The 18,820-nt window shown below is 66.6% G+C and carries 21 protein-coding genes; 4 read left to right on the top strand and 17 right to left on the bottom strand.

All coding sequences use genetic code 11. From position 1 onward, the window contains the following. Positions 1 to 61: 61 nt before the first annotated feature. The 3 genes from CQ039_RS07900 to CQ039_RS07890 all read right to left on the bottom strand — a co-directional run bounded on the left by CQ039_RS07900 (position 62) and on the right by CQ039_RS07890 (position 2,659). The gene (locus CQ039_RS07900; protein ID WP_105563833.1) at positions 62 to 409 is read right to left on the bottom strand and encodes a hypothetical protein; all 348 of its coding nucleotides are present in this window, start codon (positions 407 to 409) and stop codon (positions 62 to 64) included. Beyond that, a complete protein-coding gene (locus CQ039_RS07895) occupies positions 406 to 957 on the bottom strand; it encodes a DUF2939 domain-containing protein (protein ID WP_105563834.1) in 552 nt (183 codons plus the stop codon). Before CQ039_RS07895 ends, CQ039_RS07900 begins: the two co-directional genes overlap by 4 nt. Before the next feature lie 481 nt (positions 958 to 1,438). Next, entirely contained in the window at positions 1,439 to 2,659 is a 1,221-nt protein-coding gene (locus tag CQ039_RS07890; RefSeq protein WP_105563835.1) for an NADP-dependent isocitrate dehydrogenase, read from the bottom strand. A 193-nt stretch (positions 2,660 to 2,852) separates the two neighbouring features. On the opposite strand from CQ039_RS07890, the gene CQ039_RS07885 reads away from it, so the two are divergent. Then, positions 2,853 to 3,986, top strand: coding sequence for a DUF1176 domain-containing protein (locus CQ039_RS07885; protein WP_158256004.1), 1,134 nt, complete (start codon positions 2,853 to 2,855; stop codon positions 3,984 to 3,986). Positions 3,987 to 4,065: 79 nt separating this feature from the next. Here CQ039_RS07885 and CQ039_RS07880 read toward each other — a convergent pair whose 3' ends face one another. The 10 genes from CQ039_RS07880 to CQ039_RS07840 form a co-directional block, all read right to left on the bottom strand. Further along, positions 4,066 to 5,856, bottom strand: a complete 1,791-nt coding sequence (locus CQ039_RS07880; protein WP_105563837.1) for a DUF885 family protein — start codon at positions 5,854 to 5,856, stop codon at positions 4,066 to 4,068. A gap of 91 nt (positions 5,857 to 5,947) precedes the next feature. Continuing rightward, on the bottom strand, positions 5,948 to 7,777 hold the full coding sequence (locus tag CQ039_RS07875; RefSeq protein ID WP_105563838.1) for a DUF885 family protein: 1,830 nt from the start codon (positions 7,775 to 7,777) through the stop codon (positions 5,948 to 5,950). 115 nt (positions 7,778 to 7,892) lie between these two features. Then, positions 7,893 to 8,138, bottom strand: coding sequence for a hypothetical protein (locus CQ039_RS07870; RefSeq protein ID WP_105563839.1), 246 nt, complete (start codon positions 8,136 to 8,138; stop codon positions 7,893 to 7,895). Positions 8,139 to 8,142: 4 nt separating this feature from the next. After that, positions 8,143 to 8,991, bottom strand: coding sequence for an S-formylglutathione hydrolase (gene fghA / locus CQ039_RS07865; protein ID WP_105563840.1), 849 nt, complete (start codon positions 8,989 to 8,991; stop codon positions 8,143 to 8,145). Between the two features lie 18 nt (positions 8,992 to 9,009). Beyond that, entirely contained in the window at positions 9,010 to 9,555 is a 546-nt protein-coding gene (locus CQ039_RS07860; protein ID WP_105563841.1) for a hypothetical protein, read from the bottom strand. 11 nt (positions 9,556 to 9,566) lie between these two features. Then, positions 9,567 to 9,953: a VOC family protein gene (locus tag CQ039_RS07855; RefSeq protein ID WP_105563842.1), complete on the bottom strand. Its 387-nt coding sequence runs from the start codon at positions 9,951 to 9,953 to the stop codon at positions 9,567 to 9,569. Between the two features lie 104 nt (positions 9,954 to 10,057). After that, positions 10,058 to 10,558, bottom strand: a complete 501-nt coding sequence (locus CQ039_RS16530; protein WP_146112117.1) for a hypothetical protein — start codon at positions 10,556 to 10,558, stop codon at positions 10,058 to 10,060. 110 nt (positions 10,559 to 10,668) lie between these two features. Continuing rightward, positions 10,669 to 11,133, bottom strand: a complete 465-nt coding sequence (locus tag CQ039_RS07850) for a GFA family protein (protein WP_105563843.1) — start codon at positions 11,131 to 11,133, stop codon at positions 10,669 to 10,671. Between the two features lie 66 nt (positions 11,134 to 11,199). Continuing rightward, positions 11,200 to 11,586, bottom strand: coding sequence for a hypothetical protein (locus CQ039_RS07845; protein WP_105563844.1), 387 nt, complete (start codon positions 11,584 to 11,586; stop codon positions 11,200 to 11,202). Positions 11,587 to 11,617: 31 nt separating this feature from the next. Next, the gene (locus tag CQ039_RS07840; RefSeq protein ID WP_105563845.1) at positions 11,618 to 12,724 is read right to left on the bottom strand and encodes an S-(hydroxymethyl)glutathione dehydrogenase/class III alcohol dehydrogenase; all 1,107 of its coding nucleotides are present in this window, start codon (positions 12,722 to 12,724) and stop codon (positions 11,618 to 11,620) included. 169 nt (positions 12,725 to 12,893) lie between these two features. Here CQ039_RS07840 and CQ039_RS07835 point away from each other — a divergent pair, with 169 nt between their 5' ends. Together CQ039_RS07835 and CQ039_RS07830 are read left to right on the top strand one after the other, a co-directional pair. Continuing rightward, the gene (locus tag CQ039_RS07835) at positions 12,894 to 13,778 is read left to right on the top strand and encodes a LysR family transcriptional regulator (RefSeq protein ID WP_105563846.1); all 885 of its coding nucleotides are present in this window, start codon (positions 12,894 to 12,896) and stop codon (positions 13,776 to 13,778) included. After that, positions 13,775 to 14,476 carry an NAD-dependent deacylase gene (locus tag CQ039_RS07830; RefSeq protein ID WP_105563847.1) on the top strand — a complete coding sequence of 234 codons (702 nt, stop codon included), beginning with the start codon at positions 13,775 to 13,777 and terminating at the stop codon, positions 14,474 to 14,476. Before CQ039_RS07835 ends, CQ039_RS07830 begins: the two co-directional genes overlap by 4 nt. Here CQ039_RS07830 and CQ039_RS07825 read toward each other — a convergent pair. The 3 genes from CQ039_RS07825 to CQ039_RS07810 all read right to left on the bottom strand — a co-directional run bounded on the left by CQ039_RS07825 (position 14,473) and on the right by CQ039_RS07810 (position 17,388). Next, complete coding sequence (locus CQ039_RS07825; RefSeq protein ID WP_105563848.1) at positions 14,473 to 14,796, bottom strand: YnfA family protein; 324 nt, start codon at positions 14,794 to 14,796, stop codon at positions 14,473 to 14,475. The genes CQ039_RS07830 and CQ039_RS07825 overlap by 4 nt on opposite strands. Before the next feature lie 605 nt (positions 14,797 to 15,401). Further along, on the bottom strand, positions 15,402 to 16,190 hold the full coding sequence (locus CQ039_RS07815; protein ID WP_105563849.1) for an RNA methyltransferase: 789 nt from the start codon (positions 16,188 to 16,190) through the stop codon (positions 15,402 to 15,404). A 166-nt stretch (positions 16,191 to 16,356) separates the two neighbouring features. Further along, positions 16,357 to 17,388, bottom strand: coding sequence for a S1/P1 Nuclease (locus CQ039_RS07810; RefSeq protein ID WP_105563850.1), 1,032 nt, complete (start codon positions 17,386 to 17,388; stop codon positions 16,357 to 16,359). Positions 17,389 to 17,790: 402 nt separating this feature from the next. Here CQ039_RS07810 and CQ039_RS07805 point away from each other — a divergent pair, with 402 nt between their 5' ends. Next, positions 17,791 to 18,345, top strand: a complete 555-nt coding sequence (locus CQ039_RS07805) for a 3D domain-containing protein (protein WP_105563851.1) — start codon at positions 17,791 to 17,793, stop codon at positions 18,343 to 18,345. 133 nt (positions 18,346 to 18,478) lie between these two features. On the opposite strand, the gene CQ039_RS07800 is transcribed toward CQ039_RS07805, so the two are convergent. Further along, the gene (locus tag CQ039_RS07800) at positions 18,479 to 18,799 is read right to left on the bottom strand and encodes an Mpo1-like protein (protein WP_105563852.1); all 321 of its coding nucleotides are present in this window, start codon (positions 18,797 to 18,799) and stop codon (positions 18,479 to 18,481) included. Positions 18,800 to 18,820 lie beyond the last annotated feature (21 nt).

The following is an 18,820-nucleotide window of genomic DNA, read 5'->3' as shown; positions in this document are numbered from 1 at the left end:
ACAGGAAAGGGCGGCGCATCCGATGCGCCGCCCTTTTTTTGGCTCGGATCAGGCTGGTTGCTTAAGCAGACGTCGCATCCGGCGAAGGAAGTTCATTCAGAAACGCCTCAGAGAAGGCGCTGCCGGGCTCATGATCTTCATCCCAGACATCGAACAGAGTCTCGTTGTAGCGATAGACCTCAATCCGATCGGCAAAGACCTCCAGCTTCAGGTTTTCTACGTCTGCTAAATCCCAATCGACGCAGAACGTCGGCCAATAGCCGGGCCAGATGTTTGGGGCCGGTCGCCCGGTCTGTTGCAGCAGTCCCAAAATATCGTTCATGACGGCCACGGTCGCCGACTTATACTCGCTAGGCCGCTCGGCGATGCAGCTCTCAACCTCGCGCCGCGCCCGCTCCCATTCGGTCACGGGTTCGGCTGGCTCAGATCAATCCCCGCCAGCTTCCAGCCGAACAGGTTGCGGCGCTTCATCAGCAGGGAGACCTGCTCGTCCGGCTGATCATCCCGCTTCAAGGTGACGGCGAAGGTGTCGAGGTCACGATAGCCCCAGGACTGGCGCACCTTCTGGCTCTCCGATTTCGGCTCGACGTCTGGCTCGACCTTGGCCAGGTCGGGTTTGGGCACCTTGCCCTCCTGCACCATGGCCGAGATGGCCTGGGGCGTGACGAAGGCGTCCACCGCGCCCGACACCAGGGTCGGGGCCAGCAGCATGCCCAGACCGGACAGGCCGCCCAGACGATCGTCCTTGCGCATCTCTGAGACCATGCGGGCGCTCAGTTCATCCTTCAGACTGGCGCGGAAGGCGGGAAAGTCGACCTGGCGCTCCAGCGCCTGCGCGTTTCCGGTCTTGGCCGCCTGCACCAGGGACCGCGCCGCCAGCAGGGGCGACGCGGCATAGGCCAGAACGAACGCCGCCACGGCGGCGCCCCCCAGGCGAATAATCAGTTTCTGGTTCATCGGCCCTCCCCTGCCTTACGAACGCGACGGGTAAGCGACATGGCGTGACACGACCTCGAAAACCCCCAAGGACATTAAGGGCATGGTTCGAAGGGGGGCTCAAGGGCGTCGTTAACCCTCAGTGTAATTGCGGGCGCGCAAACCGAACCCGCTGAATTTCATATTCAAGTGTTGTCACCCTTCCCCCTCGAGGGGGGAAGGGCCGGGGATGGGGGTGCTGAGCGCGACATGCCCAATGGAGCGCATGAGGCGAAGGCGAAGACCCAGTCTTCAGCGCCCCACGCGATAGGACCTGCCAACACCCCCACCCAACCCTCCCCCCTCGAGGGGGAGGGCTCTTGAAGCAGTCAGCAAAAAGGCCCGCCGGATTTCTCCGGCGGGCCCATTCTTGGTGCGTAACGCGCTTCGCGCTGCTTGAGCGCGTCAGGCCGCGTCGGGTCGAAAAGGCGGAGCCTTTTGACCGCGGCCCAACAAAGAAGCCTTAGCCGATGTTCGGCAGGGCCTTGCGCAGGTTCTCGGACACCTTGTCCAGGAAGCCTTCGGTGGTCAGCCACGACTGCTGGTCGCCGACCAGCAGGGCCAGGTCCTTGGTCATGAAGCCCGACTCGACGGTTTCGACCACGACGCGTTCCAGCGTCTCGGCGAACTCGAGCAGCGCACCGTTGTTGTCCAGCTTGGCGCGGTGCTTGAAGCCGGCCGACCATGCGAAGATCGAAGCGATCGAGTTGGTCGAGGTCGCTTCACCCTTCTGGTGCTGACGGTAGTGGCGGGTCACCGTGCCGTGGGCGGCTTCGGTTTCCATGATCTGGCCATCCGGGGTCATCAGGACCGAGGTCATCAGACCCAGCGAGCCGAAGCCTTGAGCCACGATGTCCGACTGCACGTCGCCGTCGTAGTTCTTGCACGCCCAGACGAAACCACCCGACCACTTGATGGCGGCGGCCACCATGTCGTCGATCAGACGGTGTTCGTAGGTCAGGCCGCGGGCCTTGAACTCTTCGGCGTAGTCGGCGTCGAACACTTCCTGGAAGATGTCCTTGAAGCGACCGTCATAGGCTTTCAGGATGGTGTTCTTGGTCGACAGATAGACCGGGTAGTTACGGGCCAGGCCGTAGCTGAACGAGGCGTGGGCGAAGTCACGGATCGACGAGTCGAGGTTGTACATGCCCATGGCCACGCCAGCCGACGGGGACTTGAACACTTCGTGCTCGATCACTGCGCCGTCTTCACCGACGAACTTGATCGACAGCGTGCCCTTGCCCGGGAACAGGAAGTCGGTGGCCTTGTATTGGTCGCCAAAGGCGTGACGGCCGACGACGATCGGCTGGGTCCAGCCCGGAACCAGACGCGGCACGTTCTTGCAGATGATCGGCTCGCGGAAGACCACGCCGCCCAGGATGTTGCGGATGGTGCCGTTCGGCGACTTCCACATCTTCTTCAGGCCGAACTCGGCGACGCGGGCTTCGTCCGGCGTGATGGTGGCGCACTTGACGCCGACGCCGTGCTTCTGGATGGCGTGAGCCGCGTCGATGGTGATCTGGTCGTCCGTGGCGTCACGGCTTTCCATGCCCAGGTCGTAGTAGTCCAGCTCCAGATCAAGGTAAGGGAAGACCAGCTTGTCCTTGATCCACTGCCAGATGATCCGGGTCATTTCGTCGCCGTCGATGTCCACGATGGGATTGGCGACCTTGATCTTGGCCATGCTCTGCCTCTGTCTCTAACTCAGGGAAGGAATATCGTGCGGGCGGTATAGCGAGACGCGCGCGCGGGCGCAAAGGCTGAGCGGTCTGATCGGCCTTGCGGCGTAAAATGCCCCACATGACTTGAACCCGCGGCCAGCTTGACCGTTCATGGAGCCCGCCTATCGCTCCCCTCTCGCCGATGAGACGCCAGACATGACGCTTCGCAGCCTGTTGCTGACCGCTTCCGCCGCCCTGACCCTGCCGCTGGTGCTGGGGGCCTGTGGATCGAAGGAAGGCGAGGCGCCGGCCTCGACGCCCGCCGCAGCCGGCTCTGCGGTCGAGACAGCCGCAACCGCGCCGGCCGCCGCGGTCCAGGCGTCGGCCAATCCGCCCAGCATGACGCGCGAGTTCCGCGACTGGACCGCCACCTGCGACAACACCAACCACTGCGTCGCCTTCGGCCCGGCGCATGAGAATATGGGCTTCGTCCTGGTCTCCCTGGCCCCCGGCCCCGAGGCCCGGCCCGTCGTCCACATGGGCGGCTGGGGTCTGGAGGACGGTCAGGGTTCCGTCCACGCCGTCATCGATGGTCGCCGCTATGCGGGCGAAAACGCCAAGATGGACGAGGAAGGCGACGTCATCGCCTTCAAGACCCCCTCGTCCCAACTGCTGCACGACCTGGGCAACGGCGCCTTCATGGCGCTGAAGCGCGGCGACCAGCAAATGAAGGTCAGCCTGGGCGGGGCGGCCGCCGCCTTCCTCTGGATCGACGAGCGTCAGGGCCGGCTGAATACGCCGACCGCCCTGATCCGGCGCGGCGACCGCCCGGCCGCCGAGGTGCCTGCCGCCCCCGCCGCGCCGCGCGTCAGCGTCGCCGCCGCCATCGCCCAGAACGGCCTGGTGCAGGACGACCTGTCCCCGGCCCTGCTGGCCCACCCCAAGGTCAAGGAATGCCTGGCCGAAACCCGCAGGGGCGAGCGGTTCGAGCCGAACGTCGAGGTCTTCCGCCTGGCCAATGACAAGCTGCTGTGGGCCGTGCCCTGCGGCGAGGGCGCCTATAATTTCAACCAGACCTACTTCATCACCCCGGCCGACGGGACCGCGCCCCAGCCGGTTGTCTTCCCCACGGCGACAGGCAACGAGCAGGACCTGGTCAACAGCCGCTATGACCCCAAGACCCGCACCCTGTTCGCCTTCGGCAAGGGGCGCGGCATCGGCGATTGCGGCCGCATGGGGACCTGGGCCTGGACCGGAGAGCGCTTCGCCCTGCTGGACGAGAAGGCCATGCCGAGTTGCACGGCCGTGCCCCAGGACCTGTGGCCGACCACCTGGCGCACAGCGACCTGATCGCCGGTCAGAGCCAATTTGAAAACGGCCCGGACATGCGAACGTCCGGGCCGTCTTTCTTTCAGTCCTGCGCGGCGCCTCAGCCCCGCATCTGGGCTTCCAGCACGGCCAGCGGCAGGGAGCCGTTCACCAACACCTTGTCGTGGAAGGCGCGCAGGTCGAAGCCAGGCCTGGCCTCGGCCTCGGCCCGCAGGCGGGCGATGACGGTGTGGCCGACCTTGTAGGCGCAGGCCTGGCCCGGCCAGACGCAGTAACGGTTGATCTCGCTGTTCGAGGCGTCCAGCGGCTTGGCGCCCGAGGCCGCCATGTATTCGACCGCCCGCTCGCGGCTCCAGCGCTCCGAGTGCAGGCCGGTGTCGACCACCAGACGCACGGCCCGGAACAGATAGGACATCAGGAAGCCGACCCGGCCCAGCGGGTTGTCAGCATAGGCGTGCAGGTCGTTGGCGGCGACCGCCTCGGCATAGAGGGCCCAGCCCTCATTATAGGCCGAGAAACCGCCCGCCCGGCGCCACTGCGGCAGTTCGCCCGACTCGCGCTGCAGGGCGACCTGCAGGTGGTGGCCCGGCGAGGCCTCGTGATAGGTCAGGGTCGGCAGGGCGAACTTGGGCCAGTTCCCACTGTCGCGCAGGTTGATGTAGTAGGCGCCCGGCCGCGAGCCATCCAGCGGCGGCCCCTGATAATAGCCGCCCGGCGCGCCCGACTGGATCGACACCGGCACGCGGCGGATCTCGACATGGGTCTTGGGCAGTCGACCGAAGACGGACGGCAGCTTGGGCTCCAGCGCCGCGACCTGCTGGTTCAGCCAGGCCAGCAGTTCTTCCTTGCCCGCGTCGGTGTTGGGGAAGAGTTGAGCTGGGTCCTTGTTCAGGGCCTGAATGCGTTCGCCGACCGTCCCTTGCGTATAGCCCTGCGACTTCAGGATCAGGTCGATCTCGGCGCTGATTTCGGCGACCTGCTCCTGACCCATCTTGTGGATTTCGGCGGCGCTCAGGGTGGTGGTCGTGTTGGACTTCAGACCGTTGGCGTAGAAGGCCTCGCCCTCGGGCAGGCGCCAGACCCCGGCGTCGTGGGTCGCCTGCGGGCGGATCGCCTCCAGGGCCGCGATCTGGCGAGCCAGGGCCGGCTTGACCTTCTGATCGACGATGGCGGCGGCGCGGGCGTCATAGCCGCTCAGGTTCAGCGCAGCGGTCTTGCGGACCAGCGACTTGACCATGGCCAGCTCGGCGGCAGGCGTGTCGCGCAGGGTGCGGACCTGCGGCAGCATGCGGTCAATGATGAAGTCCGGCGGGATGACGCCCTGCCCTGCGTCCTCACGCACCTTTTCGGTCTCTCCGTCCAGCACGCCGGCGAAGGCTTCCAGCCGCGACAGGAAGGCCTCGGCCCCCGCCGCGTCCTCGACCCGGTGCTGGTTGTCCATGAAGTCCGGCGTCTCGAAATAGGCGCCCGAGAGCTGGGTCACGATATAGGGCGACGGACGGCCCGGCCCCGAGCCGTAGGCGAAGCGCGAGGTCTCGGCCGAGGTCTCGCGACCGAAGGCGGCGATGGCGTAGTTCAGGGCGCCGGCCTCGCTGAGCCCCGTCTGGTCGAAAGCGCGCAGGGTGGACCAGCGGCTGATGGCCTTGTCCCGGTCGGCGCGGATGGCGTCGGGACTGATGGCCGTCAGCTTGGATGACAGACTAGAGCGCGCGCCACGATCCAGACCAAGGTTGGTCGCATATTCGGGGTTGTCGTCGATGTCGGCCTCGAACCAGCCGTCCAGCAGGGCGTTCAGCCGCCCGTCGGCATCATTGGCGGCGGCGTGGGCCAGCGAGGGCGCGACGGCGGCCGTGGCGGCGGCGGTCAGCAACAGGCGGCGGCGGTCGATCATGGTCCAAACTCCCCAAAGAGGCGGGCGCGACGCCGCGCGCCCCCTCAATACTCAGACAATCGTCGGGCCGGCGCGCCCGTAGCTCAGTCGGTCAGGCGGGCGTCCAGGCGTTCATGGTCCGCTCCAGCACCGTCAGCGGCACACCGCCCAGGTTCAGGCCGGTGTCATGGAAGCCCTTGATGTCGAAGCGGTCGCCCAGACGCTTCTTGGCGTCTTCGCGCAGCCTGACCCAGGTGGTGTGGCCGACCTTGTAGCTGGAGGCCTGGCCCGGCCAGACGCAGTAGCGCTCGACCTCGGTGGCGATGCTCGATTCCTGGTCGCCCAGGGTGTCGACCATGTAGCGGATGCCCTGCTCGCGGCTCCAGCGCTTGTGGTGCAGACCAGAGTCGACCACCAGACGCGCGGCGCGGAACATCAGCGACTGCAGATAGCCGACCTGACCGAAGGGGTCGTTCTCATAGAGACCGATTTCGTCGGCCAGCTGTTCCGAATAGAGGCCCCAGCCTTCTGAATAGGCCGAGAAGCCCATGACCTTCATCAGCAGCGGGGTGTCCGGCTGCTCCTGCTGCAGGGCGATCTGGAAGTGATGGCCCGGCACCGCCTCGTGATAGGTCAGGGTCGGCAGGGTCCACTTGGGCCATTCCGCCGTGTCGCGCAGGTTGATGTAGTATGCGCCCGGACGCGATCCATCCAGGGCCGGCGACTGATAATAGCCGCCCGGCGCCCCGGCCTCGATGGCCTTGGGCACGCGGCGGATGTCGCACGGCGACTTGGGCAGACGGCCGAAGTATTCCGGCATACGGGCCTGAACGGCGACCATCTGCTCGTTCAGGGCCTTCAGCAGCTCTTCCTTGGCTTCGTCCGTGTTGGGATAGACGAAGCGCGGGTCCTTGCCGAGGGCGGCGATGCGCTCGCCGACCGTGCCCTGGGTCAAGCCTTGCGCCTTCAACACGGCGTCGGCGCGGGCCGAAATCTCGGCCACCTGCTCCAGCCCCATCTGATGCACCTCGTCCGGCGTCATCGAGGAGGTGGTGTAGTACTGCAGACCGAAGCGGTAGTAGTCCTCGCCCTGCGGCAGACGCCAGACGCCGCCGTCGTGGGTCGCGCCGGGGCGCACGGCCTTCAACGCATCCGCCTGACGCTGGATGGCCGGATAGACCTCCGCCGTCAGAATGGCCTGAGCGCGCGCGGCCCAGTCGCCGGGGATGTTCTTCTCGGCGGTGCGGCGGGCCAGCGACTGGCTCATGACCGAGTCGGCCACCGCCGTGCCGGTGATGGCGCCCATCTGGGTCAGGGTGCGATCGATGACGAAGTCGGGCGGCACGGCGCCGGCGGCGAAGTCCGCCTGCATCCGCGCCCGCTCGTGGTCCAAGCCCTTGGCGAAGTCCGACAGGCGCGACAGATAGGCGTCGGCGTCCTCGGCGCTCTCGATGCGGTGCTGGCTGTCGAGGAAGTCGGGGATCTGCTGATAGGCGCCGCCCAGTTGGCTGACCGTATAGGGCGACGGATACATGCCGCCGCCATAGGGGAAGCCGTCGCCCTTCATCAGGGTGTCGCCGAAGAATTCCAGCGAGTCGTAATAGGTCTGCTCCGTCGCGGTCAGCTGGCTCTTGTCGATGGCCTTCAGGTCCGACATCGACGCCTTGAACTGAGCCTTGTCGGCATCGATCTTGGCCTGTGAACGGTCGCTCAGCTTGAAGCGGGCGCCAGCCATCGGCCCGCGGTCCATGCCCAATGCCGTCAGGGTCTCGGGATCGGACAGGATCATCTCCTGCGCGATCTTGTCCAGCAGGGCCAGGAACTGGGCCGAGGTCGGGCCAGCGGCAGGCGCGGCGGCTTGCGCCAGAGCACGGGCGGCGCCCGAGGTCGCGAACGCGCCTCCCAGGGCAGCGGTCATCAACAGGCGGCGACGGTCCATCATCGGGGCTTCCTCCCAAAAGCAATGGGAGGGGACACTATCGAAGCGACGCCGCCCCGCAAGGCGTCACTGTCCTGCGGCGGACGAAGTTTCGTTCATCCGCCGCCTGGAGTTCAGATCAGCCCGGCTGAACGTGGGCCTTCAAGCAGTCGCGAACGGCCTTCTTCAGGTCGCCCGGCGCATTGGGTTCGTCCACGCCCTCGGCGGCCAGCACGGCCTTCATCGCCGCATCCAGACCCTTGGGCAGGGCCGCGATCACCTTCTTCTGACCCTTGTCATGCAGGCAGAAGCCCACCTCGCTGCACAGGGCGGCGAACATCTCGTCGAAGTCCACGTGGTCGAAGTTGGAAGCGGCGTCAGTCATAGTCTCAGGCTTTCAGGCGGGTCGCATGGAAGGCGACGTGGTCATCCACGAAGCTGGCCATGAAGAAGTAGGAGTGATCATAGCCCGGCTGCATCCGCAGGGTAAGCCGCTGTCCCACAGCCTTGGCCGCCGCGACCAACAGTTCGGGTTTGAGCTGGTCGGTCAGGAAGGGGTCGGCGTCGCCCTGATCCACCAGGATGTCGTCGAAACGGCCCTTTCCATCTGCGTCTTGGGCCGCGCCGCCTTCGATCAGCAGGGCCGCGTCGTGTTTGGCCCATTCGGCGCGATCCTCGCCCAGATAGGCGCCAAACGCCTTCTCGCCCCAGGCGCAGCGCGTCGGCGACGAGATCGGCGCAAAGGCCGAGACGGAGGTGAACATTTCGGGATGGCGCAGGGCCAGGGTCAGCGCCCCGTGCCCGCCCATCGAGTGACCGAAGATGGAGCGCGTTTTCGTCGTGGGGAACTCGGCGTCGATCAGGGCGATCAGTTCGTCGGTGACATAGGTTTCCAGGCGGAAGTGCGGCGCCCACGGCGCTTGCGTCGCGTCGACGTAGAAGCCCGCGCCCTGTCCCAGGTCATAGGCCGGATCATCGGCGACCCCTTCCCCGCGCGGGCTGGTGTCCGGCGCGACGATGATGACGCCCTGTTCGGCGGCGGCCTTGTAGGCCCCGGCCTTGGTGGTGAAATTGTCCTCGGTGCAGGTCAGGCCCGACAGCCAGATCAGGACCGGGAAAGGCCCTTCGCCTGCGGGGACGAAGACCGACAGGGTCATGGGCGTGCCGGTCGTGGCGCTGTCGTGCTTCAGATAGCGCAGGGTCCCGCCGTGAACGACATGGCTCTTGGTGGTTTCCATCAACTCAAACTCCAGAAATCAGTCGGGCCAGACGCGGGCCATGAAGGCGTCGTCCAGTCGGCCGCCGTCCTTCGCAAAATGTGCATACCAGTCGCGCGGGATGGGCGGGCTGGCCCCGGCGGGCGGCGCGCCGCCGCCCCAGGCGTCAAAGCCGACGCCGACCAGGATCGGCCCCTCGCGCACGGCGGGCGCAGGCACGGCCTCGACCGCCTTGACCACCGCCGCAACGGTTTCAGACGAAGGCGCCGGTTCCCCGGTCACGACCCAGGCCTTGGCCCGCCCGCCCGGCTTGACCATCAGCAGCAACATGCCCGAGGCGCCGGGCTGGGCCGGCGCGGCGCGCACCGCCCCCTCGGCCGCAAGCGTCGCGGCGTTGACGTAGGGCGACAGGGCTGCGACCTCGACCCGCGCCTTCATGATGGGATCGGGCAGATAGAGGACCACGTCCTTGCCGACCCAGGCCTCGGCCTTGGCCGCTACGGGCGCGGGCTCGCCCCGATTGCAGGCGGCGAGGCCCATGACGACCGCAAGGGCCATGATCGACGCAGTCGCCGCCTTCTTCATCGCCTCAGTCCTCAGCCCGGCCGGTGAACGGCGCAGATCTTGTTGCCCGACGGGTCGCGCAGATAGGCCAGATGCATGGCGCCGAAGGGGGTTTCGCGCGGACCCGCGGGATCTTCAATCGCCGTGCCGCCCGCCGCCACGCCGGCCTCGGCGAAGGCGAGCACGGCCTCAGGGCTGGCCGCCGCAAAACCGATGGTGCCGCCGTTGGCGTGACAGGCCGCCTCGCCGTCGCGCGGGGTGACCACGCCCAGCATCCCGCGCGACGTCCTGTACCAGACGCCGGGGCGAGGCTGATCCGTGAAGGTTCCCGCTTCGTGGCCCAGGGCCCCGAGCACCGCGTCATAAAACTTGCGCGACGCCTCGACATCGTTGGCCCCGAGCGTGACGTGAGTGAACATGTATTTTCTCCCTGACGCCGCTCCGGCAACCGGCGGCTCGTTTCCATCTAGGTTGATAAAGTTTCTTTTGGCAACGAACCCAATAGCATTCCTATGAAGACAGATCACTCCGCCTTGCAGGAAGTCGGTCTCAATGAGGCCGCGACGGCATCGGCAAGTGCTCGCCTCGCATCATGCTCCCGAGGGTCCGGCGTGGAGGAAACGAAATCAATCCCAGCCCATGATCCGATCTCGATATCGGCTGTGCATTTTCGTTTCCAGATATAGCCGACCACATGCCGCTCGCCATCGGCCTCGATGCGAGAAACAACACGAGGATTATCGCGTACTGAGCTGATGGTTTCCCCCTCTTCCAAGGGTAGCATCTCTCCCGAAGGCCAAACCATAACATCGACAAGCGTGCCGATTTTAGGATCGACTACCCGGTACTCGATCTTCTCTCCACCAACCGCTCGCTTCAGAAATGTCGCACCCTCCGGCATCTTCAAAGTGAAGCCGTCACCCGATACCTCCGCGCCAAGGCGCGGCGCATCCGCTTCCCATGGTGCGCTGCACGCTGAGACTGCCGCCAGCGCAACGCAAGCAAGGTATCGGGAAAGAGCCATCTAGAAAACGAACACCGAGCGGCTCTTGCCCTCACACATCAGCTCCAAGCCCTCGTGAATGCGCCCCAGAGGCAGCGCGCGCGTGATCATGGTCTCTCCTGCAGACGCAATCACCCCGGCCTGGCCCCGTCACGCGCATAGCCTTCCATCAGTCCGGCATAGTCCTCGACCGGCGGGAACTCGGGATAGTGCACCACTGCGCCGGACTGGACGCCCGGCAGGCGTTCCGTCGCCCAGGTGTCCGCATAGGGGACGACCCAGCCCCCGTCATCCAGCAGGCTGGGCCGCAGGTTGACGAAGGCCCCACCGGCGATGCCGCGCGTGAACAGCCAGGTCTTGCACGAGGAACAGAAGTGATGCTCGGGCACAGGATTATGCAGGCCGCCGATCTCGGTCTCGCCCTCGACCGACAGCCCCGAGGCCGGCAGCATCAGGCTGAGCGAATAGGCCCCGCCCGTCAGCTTCTGACAGGCGCGACAGTGACAGGCGGCGGCGACAACCGGCGCCTCGGTGACTCGAACGCGCACCTGCCCGCACAGGCAGGCGCCGGTCCACGGCAGCTTCCAGTCACTCATAGGCCAGCCCTTCCTTGTTAAAAGACGATCACCGAACGGATGCTCATCTACAGTCAGCGCGCCCGCTCAGACATCTGGTCGCCAGACAGAGCCGTCGCCACTGACATCATAGAACCCCACGCCATGCCGCTTGGCGAGGGTGAGCGCCAACTCCTGCGCCACATCAGCGCGGCTCCAGGCAAACCCCGCGTAGATGGCGCTGGGCGCACAGGTGATGTCTGCGGAATCGGACGGCCTGAGCCACGGCCCTGTTCGCGAGGCATGTGGGCCGTTCAACGCCCAGAATCGCCGCCGCATCCCCGCTTCCCAGCGTTGTAGAGCGGGCGAACAGACGGCGGGATCATTGTAATTCCACGCACCGTCCCAACGCATGAAGGCGTCATACCAGGCCTGAAACGCGTCACGCTCGACCGGAGCGGCGGCGGGCTCGAACACCAGAAGATCGTAGCTCATCGCTGCCCCGCCGCCTCATTTCACCAGTCTGTTAAAAGACGATCACCGAGCGGATGCTCTTGCCCTCATGCATCAGGTCAAAGGCCTCGTTGATGCGTTCCAGCGGCAGAGTGTGCGTGATCATGGGATCGATCTCAATCTTGCCGTCCATGTACCAGTCGACGATCTTCGGCGTGTCAGTACGCCCGCGCGCGCCGCCGAAGGCCGAGCCCTTCCAGACGCGGCCGGTGACCAGCTGGAACGGACGGGTGGCGATCTCCTTGCCCGCCTCGGCCACGCCGATGACGATGCTCTCGCCCCAGCCGCGATGGCAGGCTTCCAGCGCCTGACGCATGACCACGGTGTTGCCGGTGCAGTCGAAGGTGTAGTCGGCGCCGCCGTCGGTCAGTTCGACCAGATGGGCCACCACGTCCGACACCTCTTTCGGGTTGACGAAGTGGGTCATGCCGAAGCGACGGCCCCATTCTTCCTTGTCGCCGTTGATGTCGACGCCGACGATCATGTCGGCCCCGACCAGCTTCAGCCCCTGGATGACGTTCAGGCCGATGCCGCCCAGACCGAAGACCACGGCCTTGGCGCCCGGCTCGACCTTGGCCGTGTTGACCACGGCGCCCACGCCCGTCGTCACGCCGCAGCCGATGTAGCAGGCCTTGTCGAACGGCGCGTCCTTGCGGATCTTGGCCAGGGCGATCTCGGGCAGGACCGTGTAGTTCGAGAAGGTCGAGCAGCCCATGTAGTGGGCGATCGGCTGACCCTTGTAGGAAAAGCGCGAGGTGCCGTCGGGCATCAGGCCCTTGCCCTGGGTCGAGCGGATCGAGGTGCACAGGTTGGTCTTGCGGCTCAGGCACGACTTACACTGGCGGCATTCCGGGGTGTAGAGCGGGATGACGTGGTCGCCGACAGCCAGCGAGGTCACGCCCGGTCCGACCTCGACCACCACGCCCGCGCCCTCGTGGCCCAGGATCGAGGGGAAGATGCCCTCGGAGTCCAGACCGTCCAGCGTATAGGCGTCAGTGTGGCAGACGCCGGTCGCCTTGATCTCGATCAGCACCTCGCCGGCGCGCGGGCCTTCCAGATCGACCTCGACGATCTCGAGCGGGCGTTTGGCTTCGAACGCAACGGCGGCGCGGGTTTTCATGATGTAGGTCCTTCGGACGTCCCTATCGCTCGCGACGCGGTCGCTCGCTGCTTCAGGGACAGGCGGTGGCTGAATTGGCGTCAGTTCTACGCCGCACCGCGCTTGGCCGAAACGGCGACAACCGCAAAACATTATTGTCGTGTTGCAACAATCATGATCGAACGTCCCGATGAGCCGCTGGGACGGGATCGACGAATTCACCGCTGTCGCCGAACAGGCCAGCTTCTCGGCCGCCGCCCGACGGCTGGGCCTTTCGACCTCGGCGGTCAGCCGCGAGATCGCGCGGCTGGAGGACCGGCTGCAGACCCGCCTGCTCCACCGCACCACCCGCCGGGTCGAGCTGACCGACGCGGGCCGCGAATTCCTCGCCCGTTGCCGTCGCCTGATCGACGAACGCGACGAGGCCCTGGCCGCCGTCCAGCCGGACGATCAGGCCCCGCGCGGCCTGCTGCGCATGACCTGTTCCGTCTCCTATGGCGAGCGGTTCATCGCCCCCGCCGTCAACGCCTTCGCGCGCCAGAACCCGGAGCTGAGGATCGAGCTGGACCTCGACAATCGGCTGCGCGATCTGGTCGGCGACGGCTATGATCTAGCGGTGCGCTTCGGCCACCTGACCGACTCGCGGCTGATGGCGCGGCGGCTGGCCTCACGAAGGCTGATCCTGTGCACCAGCCCCGACTATCTGGCCCGGCGCGGCGCCCCGCGTGACCTGTCCGAGATCGCAAGCCACGATGGCCTGATCGGCTCGGCCGAGCACTGGCGCTTCACCGAGGCCGGGCGCGAGGTCGCCCTTCGCCCCTCCGGCCGCTGGCGCTGCAACTCCGGCGCGGCGGTGCTGGATGCGGCCCTGCAAGGCCTCGGCCTGTGCCAGCTGCCCGACTTCTATGTCGCCGAGGCGCTGAGCTCCGGCGCCCTCGTCTCGCTGCTGGACGAGGCCCGCCCGCCCGACGAAGGCGTCTGGGCCGTCCATCCCCACCCCCGCCACGTCCCGCCCAAGGTCCGCGCCATGATCGACTGGCTGCATGACCGTCTCGCCCAGAGGAGCCCCGCATGAACCTCGTCGTCCTGACCGGCGCCGGCGTCTCAGCCGAGAGCGGCGTGCCGACCTTTCGCGCCTCGGACGGGCTGTGGGAGGGGCATCGCATCCAGGATGTAGCGACGCCCGAGGGCTTCGCGGCCAACCCGGCCCTGGTGCAGGACTTCTACAACCAGCGGCGGCGGCATCTGGCCAGGGTTCAGCCCAACGCCGCGCACCAGGCATTGGCCGATCTGGCGGCGCGGTGGCGGGGCGACTTCCTGCTGGTGACGCAGAACGTCGACGACCTGCACGACCGTGCGCACATGGACACGCCGCCCGCCTCGGGGTTCGAGCTGATCCATATGCATGGCGAGTTGAACAAGGCGCGTTGCACCGCCTCCGGCGTCGTCTGCGACTGGACCGACGATCTGGAGATCGCGCACGCCTCGCCGCATCATCCGCAGGGAACTTTACGTCCGCACATCGTCTGGTTCGGGGAGATGCCGCTTCAGATGGAGCGGATCGAGGCGGCGCTGGAGCGGTGCGACCTGTTCGTCTCCATCGGCACCTCGGGCGCCGTCTATCCGGCGGCGGGCTTTGTGCAACAGGCGCGCATGGCCGGGGCGCGGACGGTGGAGATCAATCTGGAGCCGACGCAAGGCGCCCGCCTGTTCGACGAGGGCGTCTATGGCCCCGCCACCGAGGCCGTGCCGGGGTTCTTCGCGGACCTCTAGCCGCGCGGGCCGAACAGGATGACCCCCGCCCCGATCAGGCAGACCGCCCCGCCGATCAGGTCCCAGCGGTCCGGCGTCGTCTTCTCGACCAGCGCCATCCAGGCCAGCGAGGCGCAGATATAGACCCCGCCATAGGCCGCAAACGCCCGCCCCGCCGTCTCGGCCGGAACCAGCGTCAGCAACCAGGCGAAGGCGATCAGGCTGACCACGCCCGGAACCAGCCAGACCGGCGACCGATCCAGCTTCAGCCAGGCCCAGAAGGCGAAGCAGCCGCCGATCTCGGCCAGGGCGGCCAGCGGGTAAATGAGGGCGAGTTTCATTCTATCTCCGTCATTCCGGGGCGGCGCAGCCGAACCCGGAACCCAGACCGTTCAACACGCGGGGCGGCTACAGGACAAGGCGCGACCCGATCAACCGCCTGGGTCCCGGGTTCGCTTCGCGCCCCGGGATGACGGCATGAGGGGTCAGCCATACCAATCCGCCGCCAGGTCTTCCCATACCGGATTGGCGGCTTCGATCAGCGCCAGCTTCCATGCGCGTCGCCACTTCTTGATCTGCTTCTCGCGGGTGATGGCTTCGGTCATGCCCAGATGAGGCTCGAACCACGCCCCTTGCAGCCGTGATCATCGGTGAAGCCCGTAAACGTCCCGAGTTTGTGCTTCCACACTCGGGCATGAAGGTCGCTGGTGACGCCCGTGTAGATCGTGCCATTACGGCGACTGGCCATGATGTAGGCGGCGATGATCGCGTCTGGGTTTCGCAACACCCCCTCCTCCCCTGCCGTCATTCCGGGGCAGCGCAGCCGAACCCGGAACCCAGACCATTCAGCACGCAAGGCGCGAACAGGACAAGGCGGCGCTCGCTCAACCGTCTGGGTCCCCGGGTTCGGCTGCGCCGCCCCGAGGATGACGGACGGGGGGCGAGCCTATTCGCCGCCCTTCTTCGCTTCCGCCGCGCGCTTCTCGGCCAGCTTGGCCAGCACCCGGCCGCGGCCCTTGGCCAGGGCGTGGATGGCGCCGCGCATGGTGGCGACTTCCTGCTCGGTGAAGGCGGCGCGGCCCAGCATGACGCGCAGGTTCTGGCTCATGGACGGCTTCTTCTCGGGCGGGTGGAAGAAGCCGCCAGCCTCAAGCTCGGCCTCGAAGTGCTCGTACATCCCGACCAGCAGTTCGTTCGACGCGGGCGGCTCGCCTTCGCGGAAGCGCGGCGGCGGGGCGTCGAGGATCAGGGTGCGCCACTCATAGGCGTTGATGGCCACGGCCTGGGCCAGGTTCAGCGAATGGTGGCGCGGGTCGATGGGGATGGTGGTGATCCCGGCGCACAGGGCGATGTCGGTGGTCTCCAGCCCCGCCCGTTCGCCGCCGAACAGCAGGCCGGTCTTCAGCCCCGAGGCCGTGTCGTCATAGAGGATGCGGGCGCTTTCACGCGGGGTGCGCACCGGCTGGCGCGTCTCGCGCGGGCGGGCGGTGGTGGCGAAGACGGTGTTCAGGTCGCGGATCGCCTCGGCCACGCTGTCGAAGACCTTGACCCCCTCCAGCACCCAGTCGGCGCCCGATGCGGTGGCCCAGGCGCGTTCCTGGGGCCAGCCGTCGCGCGGGCTGACCAGCCGCAGTTCCGTCAGGCCGAAGTTCGCCATGACGCGAGCGACCGCGCCGATGTTCTCGGCCATCTGGGACTTGTCGAGGATGACGACGGGGGGCGTGAGTTCAGTCATGGGGCGGTCTTTAGTCCTTCTCCCCTTGCGGGAGAAGGTGGCCCGCAGGGCCGGATGAGGGGTTTCTCATCAGTCGACAAGAATGACGCGGCCAGCCGCAGCGTGACCCCTCATCCGTCAGGCTTCGCCTGCCACCTTCTCCCACAAGGGGAGAAGGAAGGCGGGATCAGTCCTCGCCGATCATCGAGGTCCAGGGGTCGACCGTGCCGGCTTCGACCTCGGCCACCTTGACGGCGGGCCAGCCGATGGAGGCCGTGCCGCTCTCGCGCCAACTGAGGATGATCAGGTCGCGCAGTTCGGACGCGCCCGCCGCCAGACGCTCGGTGACGAAGGCTGCGCCGCGCGGGTCGGCGTCGCGGAAGCCGCCCGCCTTCTCCAGGCGATAGAAGGGAATGACCGTGCCCAGGGTGGTCTTCAGATAGCCGGCGGTGCGGGCGCGCAGGTCCAGGCTTGCGACCTGAGGCTGGCTCATGGCCGCCTCGACCGTGTCCAGACGAGCGACGCGCGAGGTGAACTCGCCCTCGAAGATGCCATGGGTCCGACGCGAGTTGGTGAAGCCCTCAGGGTTGGGATAGTCGCCCCAGCCGTTGAAGTGGATCGAGGTGTGGTGCGGCTGCGAGCCGTCGCCGACGTAGTGGGCCAGCACGCCGATGTCGCGCAGGATCAGGGCCTCGCGGCGCTCGCGGTCGGCGCGATACCAGGCCTTCCTGCCGGGGTCCGTCTCACGGCCCTCGGCGGCGGTCAGCACACGCCAGTAGGCGAAGTCGCGACCCAGGTTCTGATAGGCGTCCATCAGGGCGTAGGGCAGATAGCCGACCTCGTCGATCTTGATCCCCGCCTGCACCAGGGCGGTGTCGAAGTCCGACTTCAGGCGCGGCAGGGCATCGATGGACGGGCCGTTCGCCTTCATCGCAAAGCCGTTGTCGTCGAAGTCGATGAAGTGGGCCGTGTCGCGCTCGCGGTCGTGCGGCTGACCGGCCCCCTTCCAGCGGTCAGGCTCGCGCGCCAGTTCGCCGACATCGGCGATGGCGCCCGGCGTGCGTAAGAAGGCGGGCAGGTCGTCGCTGAGGGCGCGCATGGCGGCGACGCCGATCAGACGGTGGCCGGTGTTTCCCCAGGCGTCGACCTGAACGGCGGGGGCCGCGACCAGCATCAGGGCGGCGGCGGAGATCATCAGGCGTTTGACTTGACGCTTCATCGGGGGACACCGGCGGAAAATTTCGAAGGGAAACGACCGCTTATCCCATTCCCGCCGCCGCCTCCAGCCACGCCGCTCAGGGCGTGGCCGGGCGATCACGCCGCCGTTATCTTGAACCGAAACGCAGACATTCTTCGCAATAAAGTGTTACGCGTCCAGACTTAGGTGTTAACCGGACAGCTGATCCGAACAGTATAGAAGCCATGACGAATGAATACTGATTTCGTTGCTGCCACATATGCTGTGACATTTGGGCGATATGCTCATGGACCTGTGGACTAATCGAACGATGATCGTGACGCAGATGCGCGCCTGATCTCAAGCAACACGTTTTTGCCACAATTGGAGGTCAAAAACCCGCTGCCGGATCGTGTCGGGACCGGTGCTTCCTGAGTCTGTTCGATGCTGAACACAGCCGCTGCGCTTGCCATGTTCTGGGCTATGGCCTTCTCCGGTTCCGGAGAGCCTCAGCCCTATGAAGCCGTTGTCGCGATCGAAACGGCTGCAATGGAAACCGCCGCGGCGGCTGAAAGTTCCGTCGATGCCTCCGCCCTCTCCGCCGAACAGGCCGAGCTGATGGCGGGCGATCCCGACTGGCGCGCCTCGGCCCGCCTCTATCATGCAGGCGGCGGCGGCGCGACGGGCAACGACTCGCTGGGTTGCCGTCCCATCGCCATGCGCACGGTCGCCGTCGATCCCCGCGTCATCCCGCGCCGCACCAAGCTGTTCATCCGCGAGACGGTCGGCATGCGCCTGGCCGACGGCGGCGTCCACGACGGCTACTGGTACGCCTCGGACACCGGCGGCGCGATCAAAGGCGCCAAGATCGACCTCTACACCGGCCACGGCCGCGGCTCGATGCGCCAGGCCATGAGCCTGAACATGAAGACCCTGACCATCGCTGACGCCGGCGACTTCGACGGCTGCCCCCCGGCCTGGGAAACGGCCTCGAACTAAGGGGTTTCCGCCTCACCGACAAAAAAGGCGACCGGAGCGATCCGGTCGCCTTTTTGTTTGAGCGCTAATAGCTGCGTCGCCCCTCCACCGCTTCGCGGTCCCCCTCCCCACAAAGTGGGGAGGAAAGAGGCGGCTAGAACCTCCGCCGCCCCGTCACCGTCTCGAAGAAGAGGCGGAAATCCCCCATCAGGCTCCACAGCGGATATTTGAAGGTCGCCGGCCGGTTCTTCTCGAAGAAGAAATGCCCGACCCAGGCGAAGCCGTAGCCGACCAGGGGCATGGCCAGCAGCCACCAGGCGTTCAGCGAGACGCAAAAGGCCAGAAAGGCGGCGATCACCAGCCCTGTTCCGACCACATGGATGCGGCGGCAGGTCCGGTTGGAATGCTCATGGATGTAGTTGGGGTAAAACGCCTCGAACGAGGCGTATCGGCCTTGAGGATGTTCGGTGCTCATGGCCGCAGCCTGCCCCCGGAT

The sequence above is a fragment of the Brevundimonas sp. MYb52 genome, from assembly GCF_002979535.1.
Taxonomy (GTDB): domain Bacteria; phylum Pseudomonadota; class Alphaproteobacteria; order Caulobacterales; family Caulobacteraceae; genus Brevundimonas.
This window is presented reverse-complemented; position numbering and strand designations above follow the sequence as displayed.

Coding starts and splice junctions, on each gene's coding strand:
- CQ039_RS07810 (WP_105563850.1), bottom strand. CDS start 17,388: ATGAAGCGTCAAGTCAAACGCCTGATGATCTCCGCCGCCGCCCTGATG.
- CQ039_RS07845 (WP_105563844.1), bottom strand. CDS start 11,586: ATGAGCTACGATCTTCTGGTGTTCGAGCCCGCCGCCGCTCCGGTCGAG.
- CQ039_RS07825 (WP_105563848.1), bottom strand. CDS start 14,796: ATGAAACTCGCCCTCATTTACCCGCTGGCCGCCCTGGCCGAGATCGGC.
- CQ039_RS07840 (WP_105563845.1), bottom strand. CDS start 12,724: ATGAAAACCCGCGCCGCCGTTGCGTTCGAAGCCAAACGCCCGCTCGAG.
- CQ039_RS07895 (WP_105563834.1), bottom strand. CDS start 957: ATGAACCAGAAACTGATTATTCGCCTGGGGGGCGCCGCCGTGGCGGCG.
- CQ039_RS07855 (WP_105563842.1), bottom strand. CDS start 9,953: ATGTTCACTCACGTCACGCTCGGGGCCAACGATGTCGAGGCGTCGCGC.
- CQ039_RS07880 (WP_105563837.1), bottom strand. CDS start 5,856: ATGATCGACCGCCGCCGCCTGTTGCTGACCGCCGCCGCCACGGCCGCC.
- CQ039_RS07875 (WP_105563838.1), bottom strand. CDS start 7,777: ATGATGGACCGTCGCCGCCTGTTGATGACCGCTGCCCTGGGAGGCGCG.
- CQ039_RS07800 (WP_105563852.1), bottom strand. CDS start 18,799: ATGAGCACCGAACATCCTCAAGGCCGATACGCCTCGTTCGAGGCGTTT.
- CQ039_RS07885 (WP_158256004.1), top strand. CDS start 2,853: ATGACGCTTCGCAGCCTGTTGCTGACCGCTTCCGCCGCCCTGACCCTG.
- CQ039_RS07870 (WP_105563839.1), bottom strand. CDS start 8,138: ATGACTGACGCCGCTTCCAACTTCGACCACGTGGACTTCGACGAGATG.
- CQ039_RS07860 (WP_105563841.1), bottom strand. CDS start 9,555: ATGAAGAAGGCGGCGACTGCGTCGATCATGGCCCTTGCGGTCGTCATG.
- CQ039_RS07890 (WP_105563835.1), bottom strand. CDS start 2,659: ATGGCCAAGATCAAGGTCGCCAATCCCATCGTGGACATCGACGGCGAC.
- CQ039_RS07815 (WP_105563849.1), bottom strand. CDS start 16,190: ATGACTGAACTCACGCCCCCCGTCGTCATCCTCGACAAGTCCCAGATG.
- CQ039_RS07835 (WP_105563846.1), top strand. CDS start 12,894: ATGAGCCGCTGGGACGGGATCGACGAATTCACCGCTGTCGCCGAACAG.
- CQ039_RS07830 (WP_105563847.1), top strand. CDS start 13,775: ATGAACCTCGTCGTCCTGACCGGCGCCGGCGTCTCAGCCGAGAGCGGC.
- CQ039_RS07850 (WP_105563843.1), bottom strand. CDS start 11,133: ATGAGTGACTGGAAGCTGCCGTGGACCGGCGCCTGCCTGTGCGGGCAG.
- CQ039_RS07805 (WP_105563851.1), top strand. CDS start 17,791: ATGCTGAACACAGCCGCTGCGCTTGCCATGTTCTGGGCTATGGCCTTC.
- CQ039_RS16530 (WP_146112117.1), bottom strand. CDS start 10,558: ATGGCTCTTTCCCGATACCTTGCTTGCGTTGCGCTGGCGGCAGTCTCA.
- fghA (WP_105563840.1), bottom strand. CDS start 8,991: ATGGAAACCACCAAGAGCCATGTCGTTCACGGCGGGACCCTGCGCTAT.